This is a genomic window from Dyella sp. 333MFSha, from assembly GCF_900102405.1.
GTDB classification, from domain to species: domain Bacteria; phylum Pseudomonadota; class Gammaproteobacteria; order Xanthomonadales; family Rhodanobacteraceae; genus Luteibacter; species Luteibacter mycovicinus.
In genome coordinates this window covers 1290290-1306740 of the sequence record NZ_FNBR01000001.1, presented here as the reverse complement: position 1 = coordinate 1306740, position 16451 = coordinate 1290290, and the positions used below count along the sequence as shown (strand labels likewise).

At 65.7% G+C, this 16451-nt stretch carries 6 protein-coding genes; 1 reads left to right on the top strand and 5 read right to left on the bottom strand.

Annotated features, from left to right (window positions below; translation table 11 throughout):
- Window positions 1-2: 2 nt before the first annotated feature.
- Genes BLT40_RS05655 through BLT40_RS05635 form a run of 5 tightly spaced genes read right to left on the bottom strand, consistent with a single transcriptional unit; the run spans window position 3 to window position 7050 of the window.
- Window positions 3-920, bottom strand: coding sequence for a glycosyltransferase family 2 protein (locus tag BLT40_RS05655; RefSeq protein WP_051943676.1), 918 nt, complete (start codon window positions 918-920; stop codon window positions 3-5).
- Window positions 917-2341, bottom strand: coding sequence for a lipopolysaccharide biosynthesis protein (locus BLT40_RS05650; RefSeq protein WP_090352109.1), 1425 nt, complete (start codon window positions 2339-2341; stop codon window positions 917-919). The genes BLT40_RS05655 and BLT40_RS05650 overlap by 4 nt, the downstream gene beginning before the upstream one ends.
- Window positions 2342-2343: 2 nt before the next feature.
- Window positions 2344-3585 (bottom strand): glycosyltransferase, encoded by a 1242-nt coding sequence (locus BLT40_RS05645; protein WP_090352107.1) that lies wholly within the window; start codon window positions 3583-3585, stop codon window positions 2344-2346.
- A gap of 2 nt (window positions 3586-3587) precedes the next feature.
- Window positions 3588-4820, bottom strand: coding sequence for a colanic acid biosynthesis pyruvyl transferase WcaK (gene wcaK, locus BLT40_RS05640; protein WP_043693909.1), 1233 nt, complete (start codon window positions 4818-4820; stop codon window positions 3588-3590).
- A gap of 40 nt (window positions 4821-4860) precedes the next feature.
- The gene (locus BLT40_RS05635; RefSeq protein ID WP_090352105.1) at window positions 4861-7050 is read right to left on the bottom strand and encodes a polysaccharide biosynthesis tyrosine autokinase; all 2190 of its coding nucleotides are present in this window, start codon (window positions 7048-7050) and stop codon (window positions 4861-4863) included.
- Between the two features lie 627 nt (window positions 7051-7677).
- Here BLT40_RS05635 and BLT40_RS05630 point away from each other — a divergent pair.
- Window positions 7678-16260, top strand: a complete 8583-nt coding sequence (locus BLT40_RS05630; protein WP_090352103.1) for a GH36-type glycosyl hydrolase domain-containing protein — start codon at window positions 7678-7680, stop codon at window positions 16258-16260.
- Window positions 16261-16451: the final 191 nt, after the last annotated feature.

The window sequence follows — 16451 nt, the reverse complement described above, 5'->3', positions numbered from 1 at the left end:
GGTCAGCCGATCGCCACGCCGAAGAACTTGTGCAGCAACACTTTCAGCGTCGACTTGTAGCCGCCGACGGAAATGTTCCGGGCGATGTCGCCCAGGGGCGGTCGCTGCTTGTTCATGACGTACTGGATGTTTCGGTGGTTACGCCGTTGATCGGCGCTCATCAGCCGGGTGTGCTTGGCGATGAAACGCTCGCTGCCCTCGGCACGCTTGGTCGAGTTGCGGATACGCGCGCGCGACCGGTCATCGTCGACGAACGACAGCAGCTGACGTGTGCGCAGCGCGGGACCGAAACGCTCGGCCAGGCGGATCCACATGTCGTAGTCCTGCCACGAGGGCATCGCTTCGTCGAAACCGCCGAGTTCGCGCATGCGCGACAACTCCGTCAGGACCTGGTTGCCGGCGAGATTGGCGTAGAGCAGGGCGGACAGCGTGATCGGCTCGACCTTCCCCAGTTCCGCCTGGCTGTACTGACGATCGCGCAGCGCGGCGATCTGGGCGTCGCTCTGGAAATAGCGGAACCGGCTGCAGACGAACGACACCTTGTTGCGCCGGTAGAGGTCGACCAGGCATTCGATCCGCTGCGGATGAAACAGGTCGTCGTCGTCCAGTCCGGTGACATAGGTACCGGAAGCCTGCTCCATGCACCGGTTACGCGCGCGGCAGGCGCCCTGAGGCGTCTCGTTGCGAAGATAGGTGAACTTGCCGGGGTAGCGCTGAATGTAGTCGGCGACGACCTCGGCCGTATCGTCGGTCGAGGCCTCGTCACAAATCAGAATCTCGATCTCGGGGTAGCTCTGGGCCAGCACCGAGTCGACGGCCCGGCGAAGCAGCGCCGAGCGATTGCGGGTAGGAATGTAAACGCTCACCAGCGCCATGGCGTCATCGCTCCTCGTCTGCATTGCATCGGTCGTCGTACTCATGCGCTCACCGCCTGGATCTGTTTGTCCAGCAAGGTGTGTCGGCTACGCCAGATCACCCACACGAGCGGCGGCGTGGCGATGGCGAAGCGCACCGCGCTGGCCATCCAGCCGTCGCCCGGGTAAACGAAGACGGCGAGCATGAGGAACGCGTAGGGAACGAAGCTCTCGATCGTCCACGCATTGAAGAACTCGCGTGCGGTGATCCGGATGAGCTTCGACGAGAAGAAGTAATAAGAAAACACGGTGGCCAGGATCTGGCTGATGGCCAGCGCCACGGCCATGATTTCCAGCGACCTCGACGCCGCGCCGGCGAGGCTCACGGCCAGCGTGATGCCGCAGATCTTCAGGTTCCAGCCGAACTCGATGTCCGACCGGCCCTGGCTCTGGCTCAGGGCGCCGATCAGGGAGCCCAGCGGGCGCAGCATGCCGAACAGCAGCATCAGCGGAATGAGCTGGGCCACGCCGTCGTAGCGATGGCCGTACAGGATCGACACCGCCGGTGGCGCGAACACGGCAAGCATGATGAAGACCACCGCGCTGAAGATCGCCACACCGCGCAGGCCGACGAGGTAGATGCGACGCAGCGCTTCGGGATCGTGCTGCAAGGTCGCCAGTCGCGGCAACGCCAGACGCCCCGCTACCGGCATGATCAGCTTGGTCGGCTGCAGGACCAGTTCCTTTGCCAGCGAATACACGCCGAGCGACGCCAGGCCGAGAAACTTGCCCAGGATGATCTGGTCGGCCTGACTGCGCAGCTGGTTGATCACCTGCGACCCGAGCTGGAAGGCGCCATAGCGGAACGCCTCCCGCATGATGCCCCGGTCGAACCCGCGACCCGGGTGCCAGTCAGGCTCCGACACGGCCAGGAAGCAGCCCAGCCGGACGAGGCTGTTGACGATCATGGCGTACACGGCGGCTTCGATGGACGCATGGAAGACCAGCACCATGACCAGCAGCGTGGCCAGACCCGAGAGGCGTCCGATCACTTCGATGCGGGCCAGTCTCGGCAGCTGGAAAGCCTTGATCAGGCTGGCCTGATACTGCGCGGCCACCCCCAGCAGCACGAAGTTGATCGTCGACAGACGCATCAGCTGGCCGAGGACCTCCGACTGATAGAAGTACGCCACGGCGTAGGACACGAAGAAGAGCACGGCGGCCGAGACGAGACCGAGACCCACGCTGATCATGAAGAGCGACGTGCGCTCTTCACGGTTGATGTTCTGCCGGTGGATGAGGTAGCTGCTCAGGCCCATGTCCTGCAGCAACGTGGCGATCGCATTGACCACGTTGACGATCGCCAGCGCACCGAGCATGCGTGCATCGACGTGATGAGCCAGCACCGCGATCTGCAATAGCTGGCTGGCGGCGCTGATGACGGTGGACCCGGCAGTCCAGATGGCGTCGCGTTTGGCGGAGGCCATCGTCAGTCCTCCAGGGCCAGCTGCGCGGCGAGCTGGTCGTGCAGACGGCTCTGGTTGAACCGGGCTTCCACCGTTTCACGTGCGTGGCGCGCGATGGCCGGGAGGTCGTAGTCGCCGTTCTGAATGCGCGCCAGCTTGTCCGCCAGCGCTCCGGCGTCGCGCTCGGGAACCAGCCACCCGGAATAGCCGTCTTCGATCAGTTCGGGAATGCCGCTGTGCACGGTCGACAGACAAGGCACGCCACTGGCCATGGCTTCCATCAGTGAGACGGGGATGCCCTCCTGATCGCCATCGGTCGCGGTAACACTGGGCAGGGCGAAGATGTCGGCATCGCGCAAGGCGGTCTGTACGAAGCTCTTGTCGCGCCGACCCAGGATATGGATGTGCACGCCCATGCCTTCATCGGCGACGAAGCGCTCCAGGGTCGCCTGAAGGGGGCCGTCGCCGATCACGTTCAGTTCGACGGGTACGCCGCGACGGGCCAGCTCGGCCACGGCCTGGCACAGGTAGAGCACGCCCTTTTTCTCGACGAGACGGGCGACGGTGACCACGCGCAGTGGGCGGGTTCCAGCCGACGACACATCGCCCGGCGACACGTAACGGAAGCTGTCCAGATCCACGCCCATCCGGTGTACCTGGATCTTTTCCGGCGCGCAGCCCATCGCCTCGAGCTTGTGACTCCAGCGCGTGCTGATCGGCATCATGCGTTCGCCCTGCACGAACAGGCGACGGTAATCGTCGGCATGGCGGGCAAGCACGCTGTGCTGTGAAAGGTCGAAGCCGTGAAACACCGTGTGAATCGGACCCTCGATCAGACCGAGGGCGCGCAGGTTGGCTGCCAGGACGCCGGTGGGACCGAAGTGAGCGATGATCGCCTTTGCCTTCAGCGGCTCCCTGATCCGGCGCACGGCACCGGCCAGCACGAGGCTCTTCGCCGCGTGACCGTAGAGTCGCACGGAAAGCGCCTTGCGCACGCGCGCGCTCGGCAGTCCGGGAAGCACCTGACGCAGGCGGCGCAGCAGGATCTGCCAGTGCTTCGAAGCGCTGGCGGAATGATCGAAGATGAACGTCGTCCGTTCCATCAACCCCCGCGTGGCGACGATGTCACCGGGTGCGGGCTGCGGTCCCCGGCTGATCGCCAGGATGCGCACGTCGAAGCCGCGGTCGAGCAGGCCGACGATCTGGTCGATGACGAAGGTTTCCGAATACTTGGGAAACTCCGGGAGGACGAACAGGATCGGCATGGTCAGGCTCCGATCCCCAGCGTCGCCAGCACCGACTCACGGGCGAACGCCTTCTCGCGGGCGACGGCCGTGGCGACGCGTGGCCGCAAGGTCTCGTCCTGCAGCAACGCGAGCACCTTCGTGCGCAGGCTGCCGTCGAGCAGGGCTTTGACGGGAATGGCCAGGTCGTCCACACCGAGACGCTTCATGATGCCTTCGGACTTGTGCTCGTAATTGAGCGCCACGGATGGCGTACCGAAGTTCATCGACATGATCGCGCTGTGCAGCCGCGTGCCGATGGTGAGCACGCAGGTGGCGAGGCGGCGGCCGATCTCGACGTCGTTGAGCTCGTTCATCTCGACATGGAAGGACTCCGGATGGCGCAGGCGCGCGCGCACCTTGAGAGCGACCATGCGGTCGTCCTTGGGGTAGCCGTCGATGGCCGTGCAGGTGGAGTAGGCGACGACGCGGTAGCCCGCTTCGATCACGGCATCCAGCAGCTCGGCGAACGCCGTTTCGTACTCGGCCTGCGTCACGCCCAGACGCTTGTCGAACGGGGCCAGCTCACGGAAGGTCACGGCCACCGTCGGCTGCGCGGTATTGACGGGCTCGTTGACCCCCGGATTGACCAGCCACGCGGTATCCGACGTCCAGCGCACCTTGTCCTGCGGGATGCGCCCCTCGGTCATATAACGCGCGCTGACTTCCTCACGCAGGGCGACTGCGTTGACCCGGGTCATGACGTCTTCGGAGATCTGCCGGAAGAACGGCTGCTGAAAGGGCCCGACGCTGTGGCCGATCATGTAGACCGGACGGCCCGCCAGCAGGGCGCAGATGGACTGGTCGTACTGCGTGGGGCCGTACAGGTCCACGAAGAACGAACCGCCGACCTGAATGACCAGGTCGTACCCTTTCATCCACTCGATGGTCTCGCGATGGCGCTGGGGCAGCTTCACCCAGCGGGCCCACCAGCGCCCCATGAGATGCCCGTGCAGGATGCGCGGAACAAGGCGGCGCAGTACCTTCGGCCGCAGGCCACCGAAGCGCTTCTTCGCGGCTTCGTTGTAGTAGGCGTTCAACGTGTCGGGCAGCAACCGACGCCCGATGAGGTATTCGGAGCTGGTCGGGAAGCGGCTGGTCACATCGACCTTGCTCCCCGGCAGCGCCTCCGCCAGACATTCCAGAAGGCCGCGCAGAATGGCGCCGTCGCCCCGGTTGCCGCACGTGTGATTTCCGACGATCAGGATGCGCGACATAGTGCTCTTTTCATGCTGGGCCCCGTGGTAGCGGGGCGGTTCAAGCCGGATCGGCCTTGTATTTGTAGTACGCGTATTCGGAGTAGCCCGCCGTGCGCTTTTCCACCGCGTTGAAGATGGCACCCTTCAGCTCGACACCGTTCTGTTCGAAGCGTTGCTTGGCCAGTGCCAGCTCGCGCTGCTTGTTGAGACCGAAACGCGCCACGAGCAGGCTGGTTCCGACGTGATGGCCAATCACCGCCGCATCGGTCACCGCCAGGATGGGCGGCGTATCGATGATGATGAGGTCATAGGCGGGCACCACGGCCTCGATGAAGCGGGTGAAGTGCTGATGCATCAGCAGTTCGGACGGATTCGGCGGCACCTGGCCGCGGCTGATGAAGTCGACGTTCTCCGTCGGACCCTTCTGCACCACCTCCGCCAGTTCGGTCTTGCCGACCAGCAGATCGGACAGTCCGCGTCCCGTCTTGACGCCGAGCAACTGGTGCAACGTGCCGCGGCGCATGTCACCGTCGACCAGCAGCACGCGCTGCCCCGCCTGGGCAATGACGGCGGCGAGGTTCGCCGAGACGAAGGTTTTACCGGCGAACGGGCTGGAGCCGGTAATCATCAGAATGTTGTTCTTCGCTTCCAGCCGGGCGAAGTGCAGGCTGGTGCGCAGGCTGCGGATGGATTCGATCGCCAGATCGGCCGGGTCGCTGATGGCGAGCAGGGGGCCACGCGCGCCGTGCTTGTGCCGGGTGCGGATGGAACGCGCGCTCTGGCCGGAGCTGAGCGGCACCGACGCATAGACGGGCAGGCCAAGGTCTTCGATCAGCGCAGGGTCTTCGATGCCACGATTGAGGATCTGCTTGAGGAAGACAAAGGCCAGGGCGAGGAAAGCACCGAGGAAGGTCGCGATGATGACGATCAGCGCCTTGCGCGGCTGCACGGGAACGTTGGGATCCACCGCCGCCTTGTCGACGATACGCACGTTGCCGACGGTGCCCGCGCGGGCGATGTCGAGCTGCTGCGCCTGATTGAGCAGGCTGGTGTACGTATTGCTGCTGACCTGGACGTCCCGGTTGAGCTTGAGCAGTTGCTGCTGGGTGTCGGGCAGGGCGCCGACCTCCTTCTGCATCTTGTCCTTCTGTGCCTGCAGCTGGCCCATCTGCTGCTGCAGCGCCTTGTAGGCAGGGTGGTCATGCGTAAAGCGGCGATCGATGTCCGCTTCCTGCATGTGCAACTGCTGGATGTTGTTCTCGACACCGACGATCTGATCGAGCAGGCCCTTGGTCTGCATGCTCAGATCGACGGAGTGGGACTGTGTCTGGAAGGCGTTCATCGCGGCCTGTGCCTTGTCCAGGTCCTGACGCACCTTGGGCAGCTGGTCCTTGACGAACTGCAACTGGCTGGCGGCTTCGGCGGAGTTGCGCTCGACGTTCTGCCGGACATACGCGGTGGTGACGTGCTCCAGCACCTTCCGCGCCAGCTCCGGATCGGCGTTGTTATAGGTCAGTCCGATGATCCCGGAGTCGTTGCCCTGTTCGAGGGCGACGACATCGGTCTGCAGCTTGGTCGTCGTGGTCAGCGCGGGCTGCACGACGACGTCGAAGCGCGTCCCGGGGTTGGCCACCAGCTGACGGATCTGCACCGTCACGCCCTTGCCGTTGATCAGCTGACCGACGGCGCCCTGCGCCACACGCTTGCCATCGTCGTCGTACAGGCTGAACTGATGATTGTCTTCGGCGCGGAGTTCGAACTTACCGCCCATGGTCGGATCGGGCAGATCGAGCTTGAAGATGTCGACGACCTCGCCGCCCCAGCCATAGCGGCTGAGTCCGAAGCGAGGCTTGCCCAGCTGACCGGGTTTATGCCCACGGGAGAGGTAGTCACCGATCACCGGCATGCGTTGCGGCAACGCCTGCACGTTCAGTCGCATGTCGTCGACCGTCTGTCCGACGACCAGGCGCGAGGTGATCAGCGCGATCTCGGTGACGGCCTGCGATGCGGTCGTGCCTAGCGATTGCGAAAGGTCGCTCAGCCCCGGAAGGCTCGGCGTCTTCTGCTCGACCTGCACCACGGCGGTGGCCTGATAGATAGGCGTCGCCAGCAGCGTATACAGCACACCGATCACGAAGAAGACCCCCGTGATTGCAACGATCAGCCACTTGTGATCGAGCAGCGTACCGAACAACGCGTTGAGATCGATGGTGTCGTCATCATGTGCCTGCTCAATCTTCGTCGTCATGCGGCCGCGTGTTTCCTGGAGATGAATTGGACGTCTAAGCGTTTATACCGGAGCGAGAATGAATGGGCCGAAAAGCAGACGGCCAGCCAAATTTCTGTATTTCCAGCGTTTTACGCACACATCTCCATGCACCGGCACACAGCTGGCGCATGACACACCCCCTTGGATGCGTAGGATGAAACCTCAGGCGGGCGTCGACGGGCGGCCGTTGGGGATGCCGATGTCGACGCCATTCGTTGAAAGAACGATGTCCTTCGCCTTCTTCGATGCCAATCGCGTACCACTGATCCGCGCCGAAGGACTTTCAGCTTAGACGGGGTCGCGTAGGCCTCAAAGTGAAAACCGCCAGTTTTGCGACCTGCGTCAAGGAACCATCGCTTATGGGGCCGTTAGAACGCAAATACGTTAGTAATTCGTTATATTCGTGTCGGCCTATCTACACGCACCACTAATGAATGGTTCATTCCGCAGTCACTAATTGCTGCACTGCATGGTCACCACTCCGATGTGTGTGTCGTGTATACGCGCGTATTCGGCAAGATCGCTTCCGCACCGCAGCAACGCACACCTGGCGATCTTCGCGCTGGTGATGGCGCTCGGCCCGTCAGCGGCGCACACTCGGCGGTTATGGGCGGTCCACCGGCCGCATCGGGAGCAGCTCATGCATTTCGTCGCGATGTTAACGGCGGGTCTATAGACCTTTTCCGGCGTAAGCGCGTCCGGGAAACCGCGGGCGCGGAACGCGAGCCGGCCTTACGAGCCGAACTCTTCAATGCCGAACAACTCGAGGCTTACGGCGCGCAACTCGCCGCCAGGCATCGTCTGGCTGCGCGCCGGCTACCCGAATGGCTGCTTCCTCGTCTTGCCGACAACGAACGGGTGATCCTTGGGGCGTGCCGCGGCCTCATGGTGGCCGCACGTCGCGGGGAGAGCGCGACGCCCGCCGGCGAGTGGCTGCTGGACAACCTCTACCTGATCGAAGAGCACATCCGCAGCGCGAACAAGGATTTTCCCAAAGGATACAGTCGCGAACTCGTCCAGCTCGATGGCGGCGCATCCCATGGTCTTCCCCGCGTCTACGACATCGCACTGGAAGTCATTTCCCACGGCGATGGACGCGTCGACGCCGCCGGCCTGGCGCGTTTCCTCGATGCCTACCAGACCGTCGCGCCGCTCACTCTGGGCGAACTCTGGGCGGTGCCGATCATGCTGCGGCTCGCGCTGATCGAAAATCTGCGTCGCATCGCTGTCCGCGTCACCCAGGACCGCTCGCGTCGGCGACGCGCCACGCGCTGGGCGGATGCCATGACGCGCATGGCGGCCGACGATCCAAAGAATGTGGTGCTGGTGGTCGCCGACATGGCGCGCTCCGCCCCGGTGATGAGTGCACCGTTCGTGGCCGAGCTGGTGCGCCGGTTACAGGGGCAGGGGCCGGCACTGGCCATGCCGCTGGGCTGGGTCGAGCAGCGGCTCGCGGAATCGGGCCGCAGCATCGACTACCTCGTGCAGGCCGAATCGCAGCAGCAGGCGATGCACCAGGTGTCGGTCGGCAACAGCATCGGCAGCCTCCGTTCGCTGGCGACGGTGGACTGGCGCGACTTCGTCGAACACGCGAGTCTGGTCGAGGCATCGCTTCGCGACGATCCCTCCGGCGTTTATCCCGCGATGGATTTCACCAGCCGGGATCGCTATCGCCATGCGGTGGAGCGCCTGGCGCGTTCGACACGTCGCAGCGAAGTGGATACCGCCCGTGCGGTGCACGCCGCATGCCTGGCGCAGGCGGCTGATGCCCACGATACGACCCGGCGGCACGTCGGTTTCTATCTGGTCGGCGCGGGGGCAACGGAGTTCGAGCGTGCGCTCGGCGCAAGCCGGGGCTGGAAAACACGGTGCGCTCGCGCCTTCACACGCGCACCGTTCGCGGTGTCGTTCACCGTGTTTCTCCTGCTCACTGCCGCGCTCACCGTTGGCCTGGTGGCGACGGCGGCGGTCGTTTCGGCGTCAGCCTGGGTGTGGATGCTGCTCGGCGCAGGGTGTCTGCTCGTTGCAAGCCAGCTCAGCCTGAGCCTTCTGAACCTCGGCGCGTCGCTGATCGCATCGCCCGATTACCTGCCTCGTATGGACTATGCGTCCGGCATGCCCGCGGCAGCGCGAACCATGGTCACCGTGCCGACCCTGCTCGGCAGTGTGGAGGACGTCGACGAGGTCGTCGATGCACTCGAGGTGCGTTTCCTCGCCAATCGCGACGATGCGCTGCATTTCGCCTTGCTCACCGACTTTCTGGATGCCGATCGGCCCGCGCTCCCGGACGATGAGGCGATCCTCGCGTACGCGGGACGTCGCGTGTCGGCACTGAATGCCCGGTATCCATCGGTGGCAGCGGACCGTTTCTATCTGTTTCATCGCCCCCGGGAATGGAGCGCGACGGAACGACGCTGGATGGGCGCCGACCGCAAACGCGGCAAGCTCGCCGCACTGAACCGGCTGTTGCGCGGCGAAGGCGCGGAACGCTTCGCGCTCATCGTCGGACGAATCGCGGATCTTCCCCCCGTCCGTTACGTCATCACGCTGGACACCGATACGCAGCTCCCGCGCGACGCCGCTCATCTGATGGTGGCGGCGATGGATCATCCGCTGAACCGCCCGGTGTTCGACGACGCGTCGAACACCGTGGTGTCGGGTTACGGCATTCTGCAGCCGCGCGTGGGTATCGCACTGCCGGCGCAGGCGCGCTCGGTCTATGCACGCCTGTACGGTGCGGATGCCGGTGTCGATCCGTATACGCGTGCCGTGTCCGATGTCTACCAGGACGTCTTCCACGAAGGCTCGTTCACGGGCAAGGGCATCTACGACATCGATGCCTTCGAGCGTGCACTGGCCGGGCGCCTCAAGGACGAACGCGTACTCAGTCACGATCTGATCGAGGGCTGTTTCGCGCGCTCGGGGCTGCTCAGCGACGTCCTCGTCTTCGAGGAGATTCCGGGGCGCTACGCGGATGACAGCGTGCGAAGGCACCGCTGGACCCGTGGCGACTGGCAGCTCTTGCCCTGGCTGATGCCGACGGTGCCCAGCGTTCATGGATGGGTTCGCAACGATCTGAGCAGCCTGTCGCGCTGGAAGATCTTCGACAACCTGCGCCGCAGCCTCGTGTCGCCGGCCGCCCTGGCCTTGCTGGTGGGCGGCTGGCTGTGGATCGGCCCCGTCGCGACGTGGACTATCGCGGTCCTGTCGATGCTGTTCGTACCGGTTCTGCTCCACGTGCTGATGGACGTGATTCGTAAGCCACACGATGTGACCTGGCCGGTGCACGGCCGCGTCGCCCTGGACGCGGCGGGACAGCATGTGGCACGCCTCGGCCTGGCCGTCGCATGGCTGCCGCACGAAGCTCGCCTGAGCGTGGATGCGATCGCGAGATCGCTCTGGCGTGTGCTGGTGAGTCGGACGCATCTGCTCGAATGGCGATCGTCCGGCGAAGTGGAGCGACAGGGTCGCGGCACGCATACGATTCCGTGGCGCGCACTGTGGGCCGGTCCGGCCGTGGCGTTCGGCGTGACGGCGGCGCTCGTGGCCGTACGACCGGCCGCGTTGCCCGTCGCGTTCCCGCTGCTCCTGCTCTGGCTGGCCTCGCCACCGTTCGCCTGGTGGGTCAGCCGCGCGCAGAGCGCGCAAGTCTATGCGCCTACGGACGCGGACCGGACGTTCCTGCGTCATCTCGCCCGCCGCACCTGGGCTTTCTTTGAAACGTACATGGGGCCCGACGATCGCTGGCTGCCGCCGGATAACGTGCAGATGATGCCGGCGCCCCGCGTCGCGAGGCGCACGTCGCCGACCAATATGGGCCTGGGGCTGCTTTCCGCCCTGTCCGCATACGATTTCGGTTATCTCGGGGCGGGGGCGCTGGTCGAACGTCTTGGCCATACGCTTGGCACGATGCGCGATCTCGAGCGATATCGCGGCCATTTCTACAACTGGTACGACACGGAGCACGGTACGCCGATGCATCCGCTCTACGTGTCGAGCGTCGACAGCGGAAACCTCGCCGGCCATCTGCTTACGTTGCAGCGGGGGCTGCTGGCGATCGCGGACGCACCGGTTTTTTCGGTGGCGTCGATCGCCGGCCTGGCCGATAGCGTCGGAATCCTCGCGGAAGAGGCCGGCGGCGCGTGGCGAGCCGACCTTGACGACTGGTCGGGTCAGCTCGTGCAGGCGATGGGCAGCCCCCCCATGACGCCGACCGATGTGCTCGTCTTCGCCACCGCGCAGCGACAGCGGCTGGACGGGCTCGTGGGTCGCCATGCGAACGAGGGCACGGAAGAGACGCGTTTCTGGCTGTCCCGGATCGCCGCGCAGTGCGACGATCTCCTGGACGAAGCCCAGGCATGGCATACCGACATCGTCGGTGACCGCATCGCGTCGCTGGCGGAGATCGCGGCCGACGCGAACGACCGGGCGCGCGCCGCGCGCGCCGCCACGCGTCTGGACGCGCTCACCGCGGCGGCGGCGCTGGCCGGCGACCTGGCCGTCATGGATCACGCCTTCCTCTATGACGACAACCGCCGCCTGCTGTCGATCGGCTTCGATGTCGAACGTCGCGTGCTGGACAACTCGTTCTACGATCTGCTGGCCTCCGAGGCTCGACTTACGACGTTCGTCGCCATCGCGCAGGAGCAGATACCGCAGGAGAGCTGGTTCTCGCTGGGCCGCCTGCTGACGAATGCCGGCGGTCTGCCGGTGCTGTTGTCCTGGACGGGCTCGATGTTCGAGTACCTGATGCCCATGCTGGTCATGCCGACCTACGAAGGCAGCCTGCTCGAGCAGACCTGTCGTGCCGCGGTCGCGCGCCAGATCGAATACGGCAAGCAGCGCAACCTTCCGTGGGGAGTGTCCGAATCCGGATACAACGCCGTCGACGCGCAGCTCACCTACCAGTACCGGGCCTTCGGCGTGCCGGGTCTGGGTCTCAAACGTGGACTGGGTGACGACCTCGTCGTTGCCCCCTATGCGTCCGTGCTGGCCCTGATGGTTGCGCCGGCGGCAGCCACCGGCAATCTGCAGCGGCTGACCGCGGATGGCGTAGCCGGTCGGTTCGGCCTCTACGAAGCCGTCGATTACACGCCATCGCGCCTGCCGCCGGGACAGCACTCGGCGATCGTGCGGGAGTTCATGGCCCATCATCAGGGCATGTCGTTGCTGTCGATCGGGCATGTGCTGCTCGGACAGCCCATGCGCAAGCGCTTCGAAGCCGATCCGCGGGTCATGGCGACGAGCCTGTTGTTGCAGGAACGTGTGCCGCGCTCGGCATCGGAGTACCTGCACGCCGTCGGGCTGGGCGAGGGCGCGCCCGCACCCGCGACACCGGAAGCCCGGCTGCGCCTGTTTACCGATCCGGACCGTCCGCGGCCGGCGGTGCAACTGCTGTCCAATGGCCGTTATCACGTCATGGTCAGCAGCGCCGGTGGTGGGTACAGTCGACGCGACAGCATGGCGCTGACCCGTTGGCGCGAGGACATCACCCGCGACCGTCATGGCATGTTCTGTTACGTGCGCGATCCCGACTCGGGTGACGTGTGGTCGACGGCCTACCAGCCGGTCGCACGACAGACCGACCACTTCGAGGCCATTCTGGCCGAGTCGCGCGCGGAGTTCCGCGTACGTCAACGTGGCTTCGAGACCCATACGGAGATCGTCGTCTCGCCTGAGGACGATATGGAACTGCGGCGTACCCGCGTCACCAATCGCGGCCGCACGCGTCGTACGATCGAACTGACCAGCTATGCCGAAGTCGTGCTGGCCGATCCACGCGGTGACGCGGCCCATCCGGCCTTCAGCAAACTCTTCGTCACGACCGAGATCGTGCCCAGCCTGCAGGCACTCATCTGCACACGGCGTCCGCGCTCGGCGGATGAAGTCCCGCCATGGATGTGCCATCTGGTCGCGGTACACGATGCGGATGTCGATGCGATCTCGTATGAGACCGACCGCGCCCGCTTCATCGGGCGAGGCCGGACCACGGCTCAACCGGCCGCGCTGGACGCTGTCTGCGACACGTTGTCGGGAATTCACGGCGCGGTGCTCGATCCGATCGTCGCCATCCGGGTACGGGTGACGCTCGATCCCGACCAGACGGCGACGCTCGACTTCGTCACCGGCGTCGCGGATGTGCGCGAGGGCTGCGTACGCCTGATCGAGAAGTATCGCGACCGGCACCTGTCCGACCGCGTCTTCGACCTCGCATGGACACGCAGCCAGGTGTTGCTGCGTCAGGCCAACTCGACGCTTGCCGACGCCCAGTTGTACGAGCACATGGCGACATCGATCCTCTATCCGAACCTTGCCCTGCGCGCCGAGCCGGGCCTGATCGCGGCAAACCGGCGCGGCCAGTCGGGGCTGTGGGGGCAAGCCGTGTCGGGCGACCTGCCGATCGTCCTGCTGCGCATCGCTGACATCGCGCGTCTGGATATCGCCCGCGATCTGATCCGCGCGGCCGCCTACTGGCGCCTCCGCGGTCTCATGGTCGACCTGGTGATCTGGAACGAGGACAGCACGGGATACCGACAGACGTTGCACGACGCGCTGACCGGCCTGCTGGCCTCGGGCGCCGAAGCCAACCTGCTCGACCGCCCCGGCGGCGTCTACATCCGCGCGGCACAGCCCTTGTCGTTCGAGGATCGACTGGTGATGGAAGCCAGCGCCTCCATCGTGGTGGTGGACAGCCTGGGTTCCCTGCAGGAGCAGATGGAGCGTCACCGGCTGGGCGCTCACCCGGTCCCCGCGGAGCCGGCCAGCTGGCCGCGTCATCCGGTCATCGAGCCGGTCGCCCCTTCGGCACCGAAGGGCGCTTTCTCGACCGACGGTACCGAGTACGTGATAACGCTTGCTCCCGGTGCGGTCACGCCCGCGCCCTGGTGCAATGTGCTCGCCAATCCGGACTTCGGCACGGTGATCTCCGAAAGCGGCAGCGCGTATACCTGGGCAGAGAACGCGCACGGTTGCCGACTGACGCCGTGGCAGAACGACCCGGTCGAAGACGCCTGCGGCGAGGCGATGTACCTGCGCGATGAGGCCACCGGTCATACGTGGTCGCCGACGCCGCTACCCATGCGGGGGGCGGGTGAATACACCACGCGGCACGGCTTCGGTTACACCGTGTTCGACCACGCGGAGGACACAGTTTCGTCAAGCCTGGCGGTGTTCGTCGCCATCGACGCGTCGGTGAAATTCCAGGTCCTGACTCTCACCAACGACGGTGACGAGTCACGGCGCCTGTCGATCACAGGTTACGTCGAATGGCTGCTGGGCGACGTGCGCGAGAGCAGCGCGATGCACGTGGTCACCGAGATCGATTCGATGACCGGCGCGCTGTTCGCACGAAATGCCTACAACAGCGACTTTCCGGGACGCGTCGCCTTCTTCGATGTCGAAGACCCCGACCGCGACGTCGGTGGCGACAGGACCGCCTTTCTCGGGCGCAATGGCCACGCGGGCGCGCCGCTGGGCATGCGCCGCCCGGGCTGGCATAACCGCGTCGGAGCGGGACTGGACCCCTGCGGCGTATTGCGCAGTTTCGTCGTCCTGGCGCCGGGCGAATCCCGTGACGTGATCTTCCGGCTCGGCATGGGCGCCAGCGAACCCGACGCGCGTGCGCTGGTCCAGCGCTTCAGGCAGACCGGTTCGGCGACCGCCGCCCTTGCCGCCGTTCGCCGCCACTGGAGCGACACCCTCGGTGCGGTCCAGGTCGCCACGCCCGATGCGTCGATCGACGTCTTCGCCAATGGCTGGCTGCTCTACCAGACCATCGCCAGTCGCCTCTGGGCCCGCAGCGGTTACTACCAGTCCGGCGGGGCCATCGGTTTCCGCGACCAGTTGCAGGACTCGATGGCGACGCAGCACGCGGCGCCGGCCATGGCCCGGGCGCAGTTGCTGATGTGCGCGGCGCATCAGTTCGTCGAGGGTGACGTGATGCACTGGTGGCATCCGCCCGGCGGTCGCGGCGTGCGTACGGGATGTTCGGACGATTACCTCTGGCTCCCCCTGGCCACCAGCCGCTACGTGCAGGCCAGCGGCGATACCGGGGTACTCGACGAGTCCGTCGAGTACATCGAAGGCCGTCCGCTGCGCCCCGGGGAAGAGTCCTATTACGATCAGCCCCGGCCTTCGGGCCAGCGGGCGTCGCTCTATGACCACTGCGTCCGGGCGCTCGAACACGCCGCGCCGCGTGGCGTCCACGGCCTGCCGCTGATGGGCAGCGGCGACTGGAACGACGGTATGAACAAGGTAGGCGAGGCCGGGCGGGGCGAAAGCGTCTGGCTTGGCTTCTTCCTCGTCCATGTGCTGCGCGAGTTCGCACAGGTGGCTCGTCAGCGCGGTGACCTCTCGTTCGCCGGGCAATGCGTCGCGGGGGCCGACACGCTGGCCGCATCCCTCGAAGCGAGCGCCTGGGACGGCGACTGGTACCGGCGCGCCTGGTTCGACGATGGCACCCCGCTGGGCTCCGCAGGCAACGACGAATGCCGGATCGATGCGATCGCACAGAGCTGGTCGGTCCTTTCGGACGTGGGCGGCGACGACCGGCGAACACGTGCGATGGCGTCGCTGGACCGGTATCTGGTGCTCGACGATCCGGGCATGATCCGCCTGCTCGATCCGCCGTTCGACACGTCGGCCATGGATCCCGGTTACATCAAGGGCTACGTGCCCGGCGTGCGGGAAAACGGCGGCCAGTACACCCACGCCGCGGTCTGGGCCGCCATGGCCTTCGCGCACATGGGCAACCACGAGCGGGCGTGGGAACTGACGAGGATGATCCATCCTGCCAGTCATACCGGGGACGCCGCCGCGATCGGGCGCTACAAGATCGAACCGTACGTCATCGCGGCGGACGTCTATTCCGTTGCGCCGCACACGGGACGGGGTGGGTGGAGCTGGTACACCGGGTCGGCGGGCTGGATGTACCGCCTGATCGTCGAGTCGTTACTGGGTATCCATCTCGACGGTGGCCGGTTGCGGATCGTGCCTCGCGTTCCGGCGGCCTGGCCGGGCTATACCGTGCGCTACCGCCAGGGACGAGCGACCTACGTCATCGACCTGCGTCGTGCACACGAGGGTGAACCGGCGAGCCTCTTGCTGGACGGGGTGGCCTGTGGCGCAACCCTGGCCCTGAAGGATGACGGAGCCGAGCATCGGGTGCAGGTGATCTATGCGGGAGGGTAACGGTGGCGTAACGCGGCTACGCGCAGCGTCAGTGCAGCCGGGCGTACCGGCGGATTGGGAGATCACGCTCATGTCTCAGGAATCGAACGATCCGTCGCCCGCGCCCCAGCTGCGGGAAGACCGGATAGCCGCCTATAACGTGGCCGCCGCCACGCATCCCGAGGCCTGCGTCGTGCGCCGCGTGGATGCGT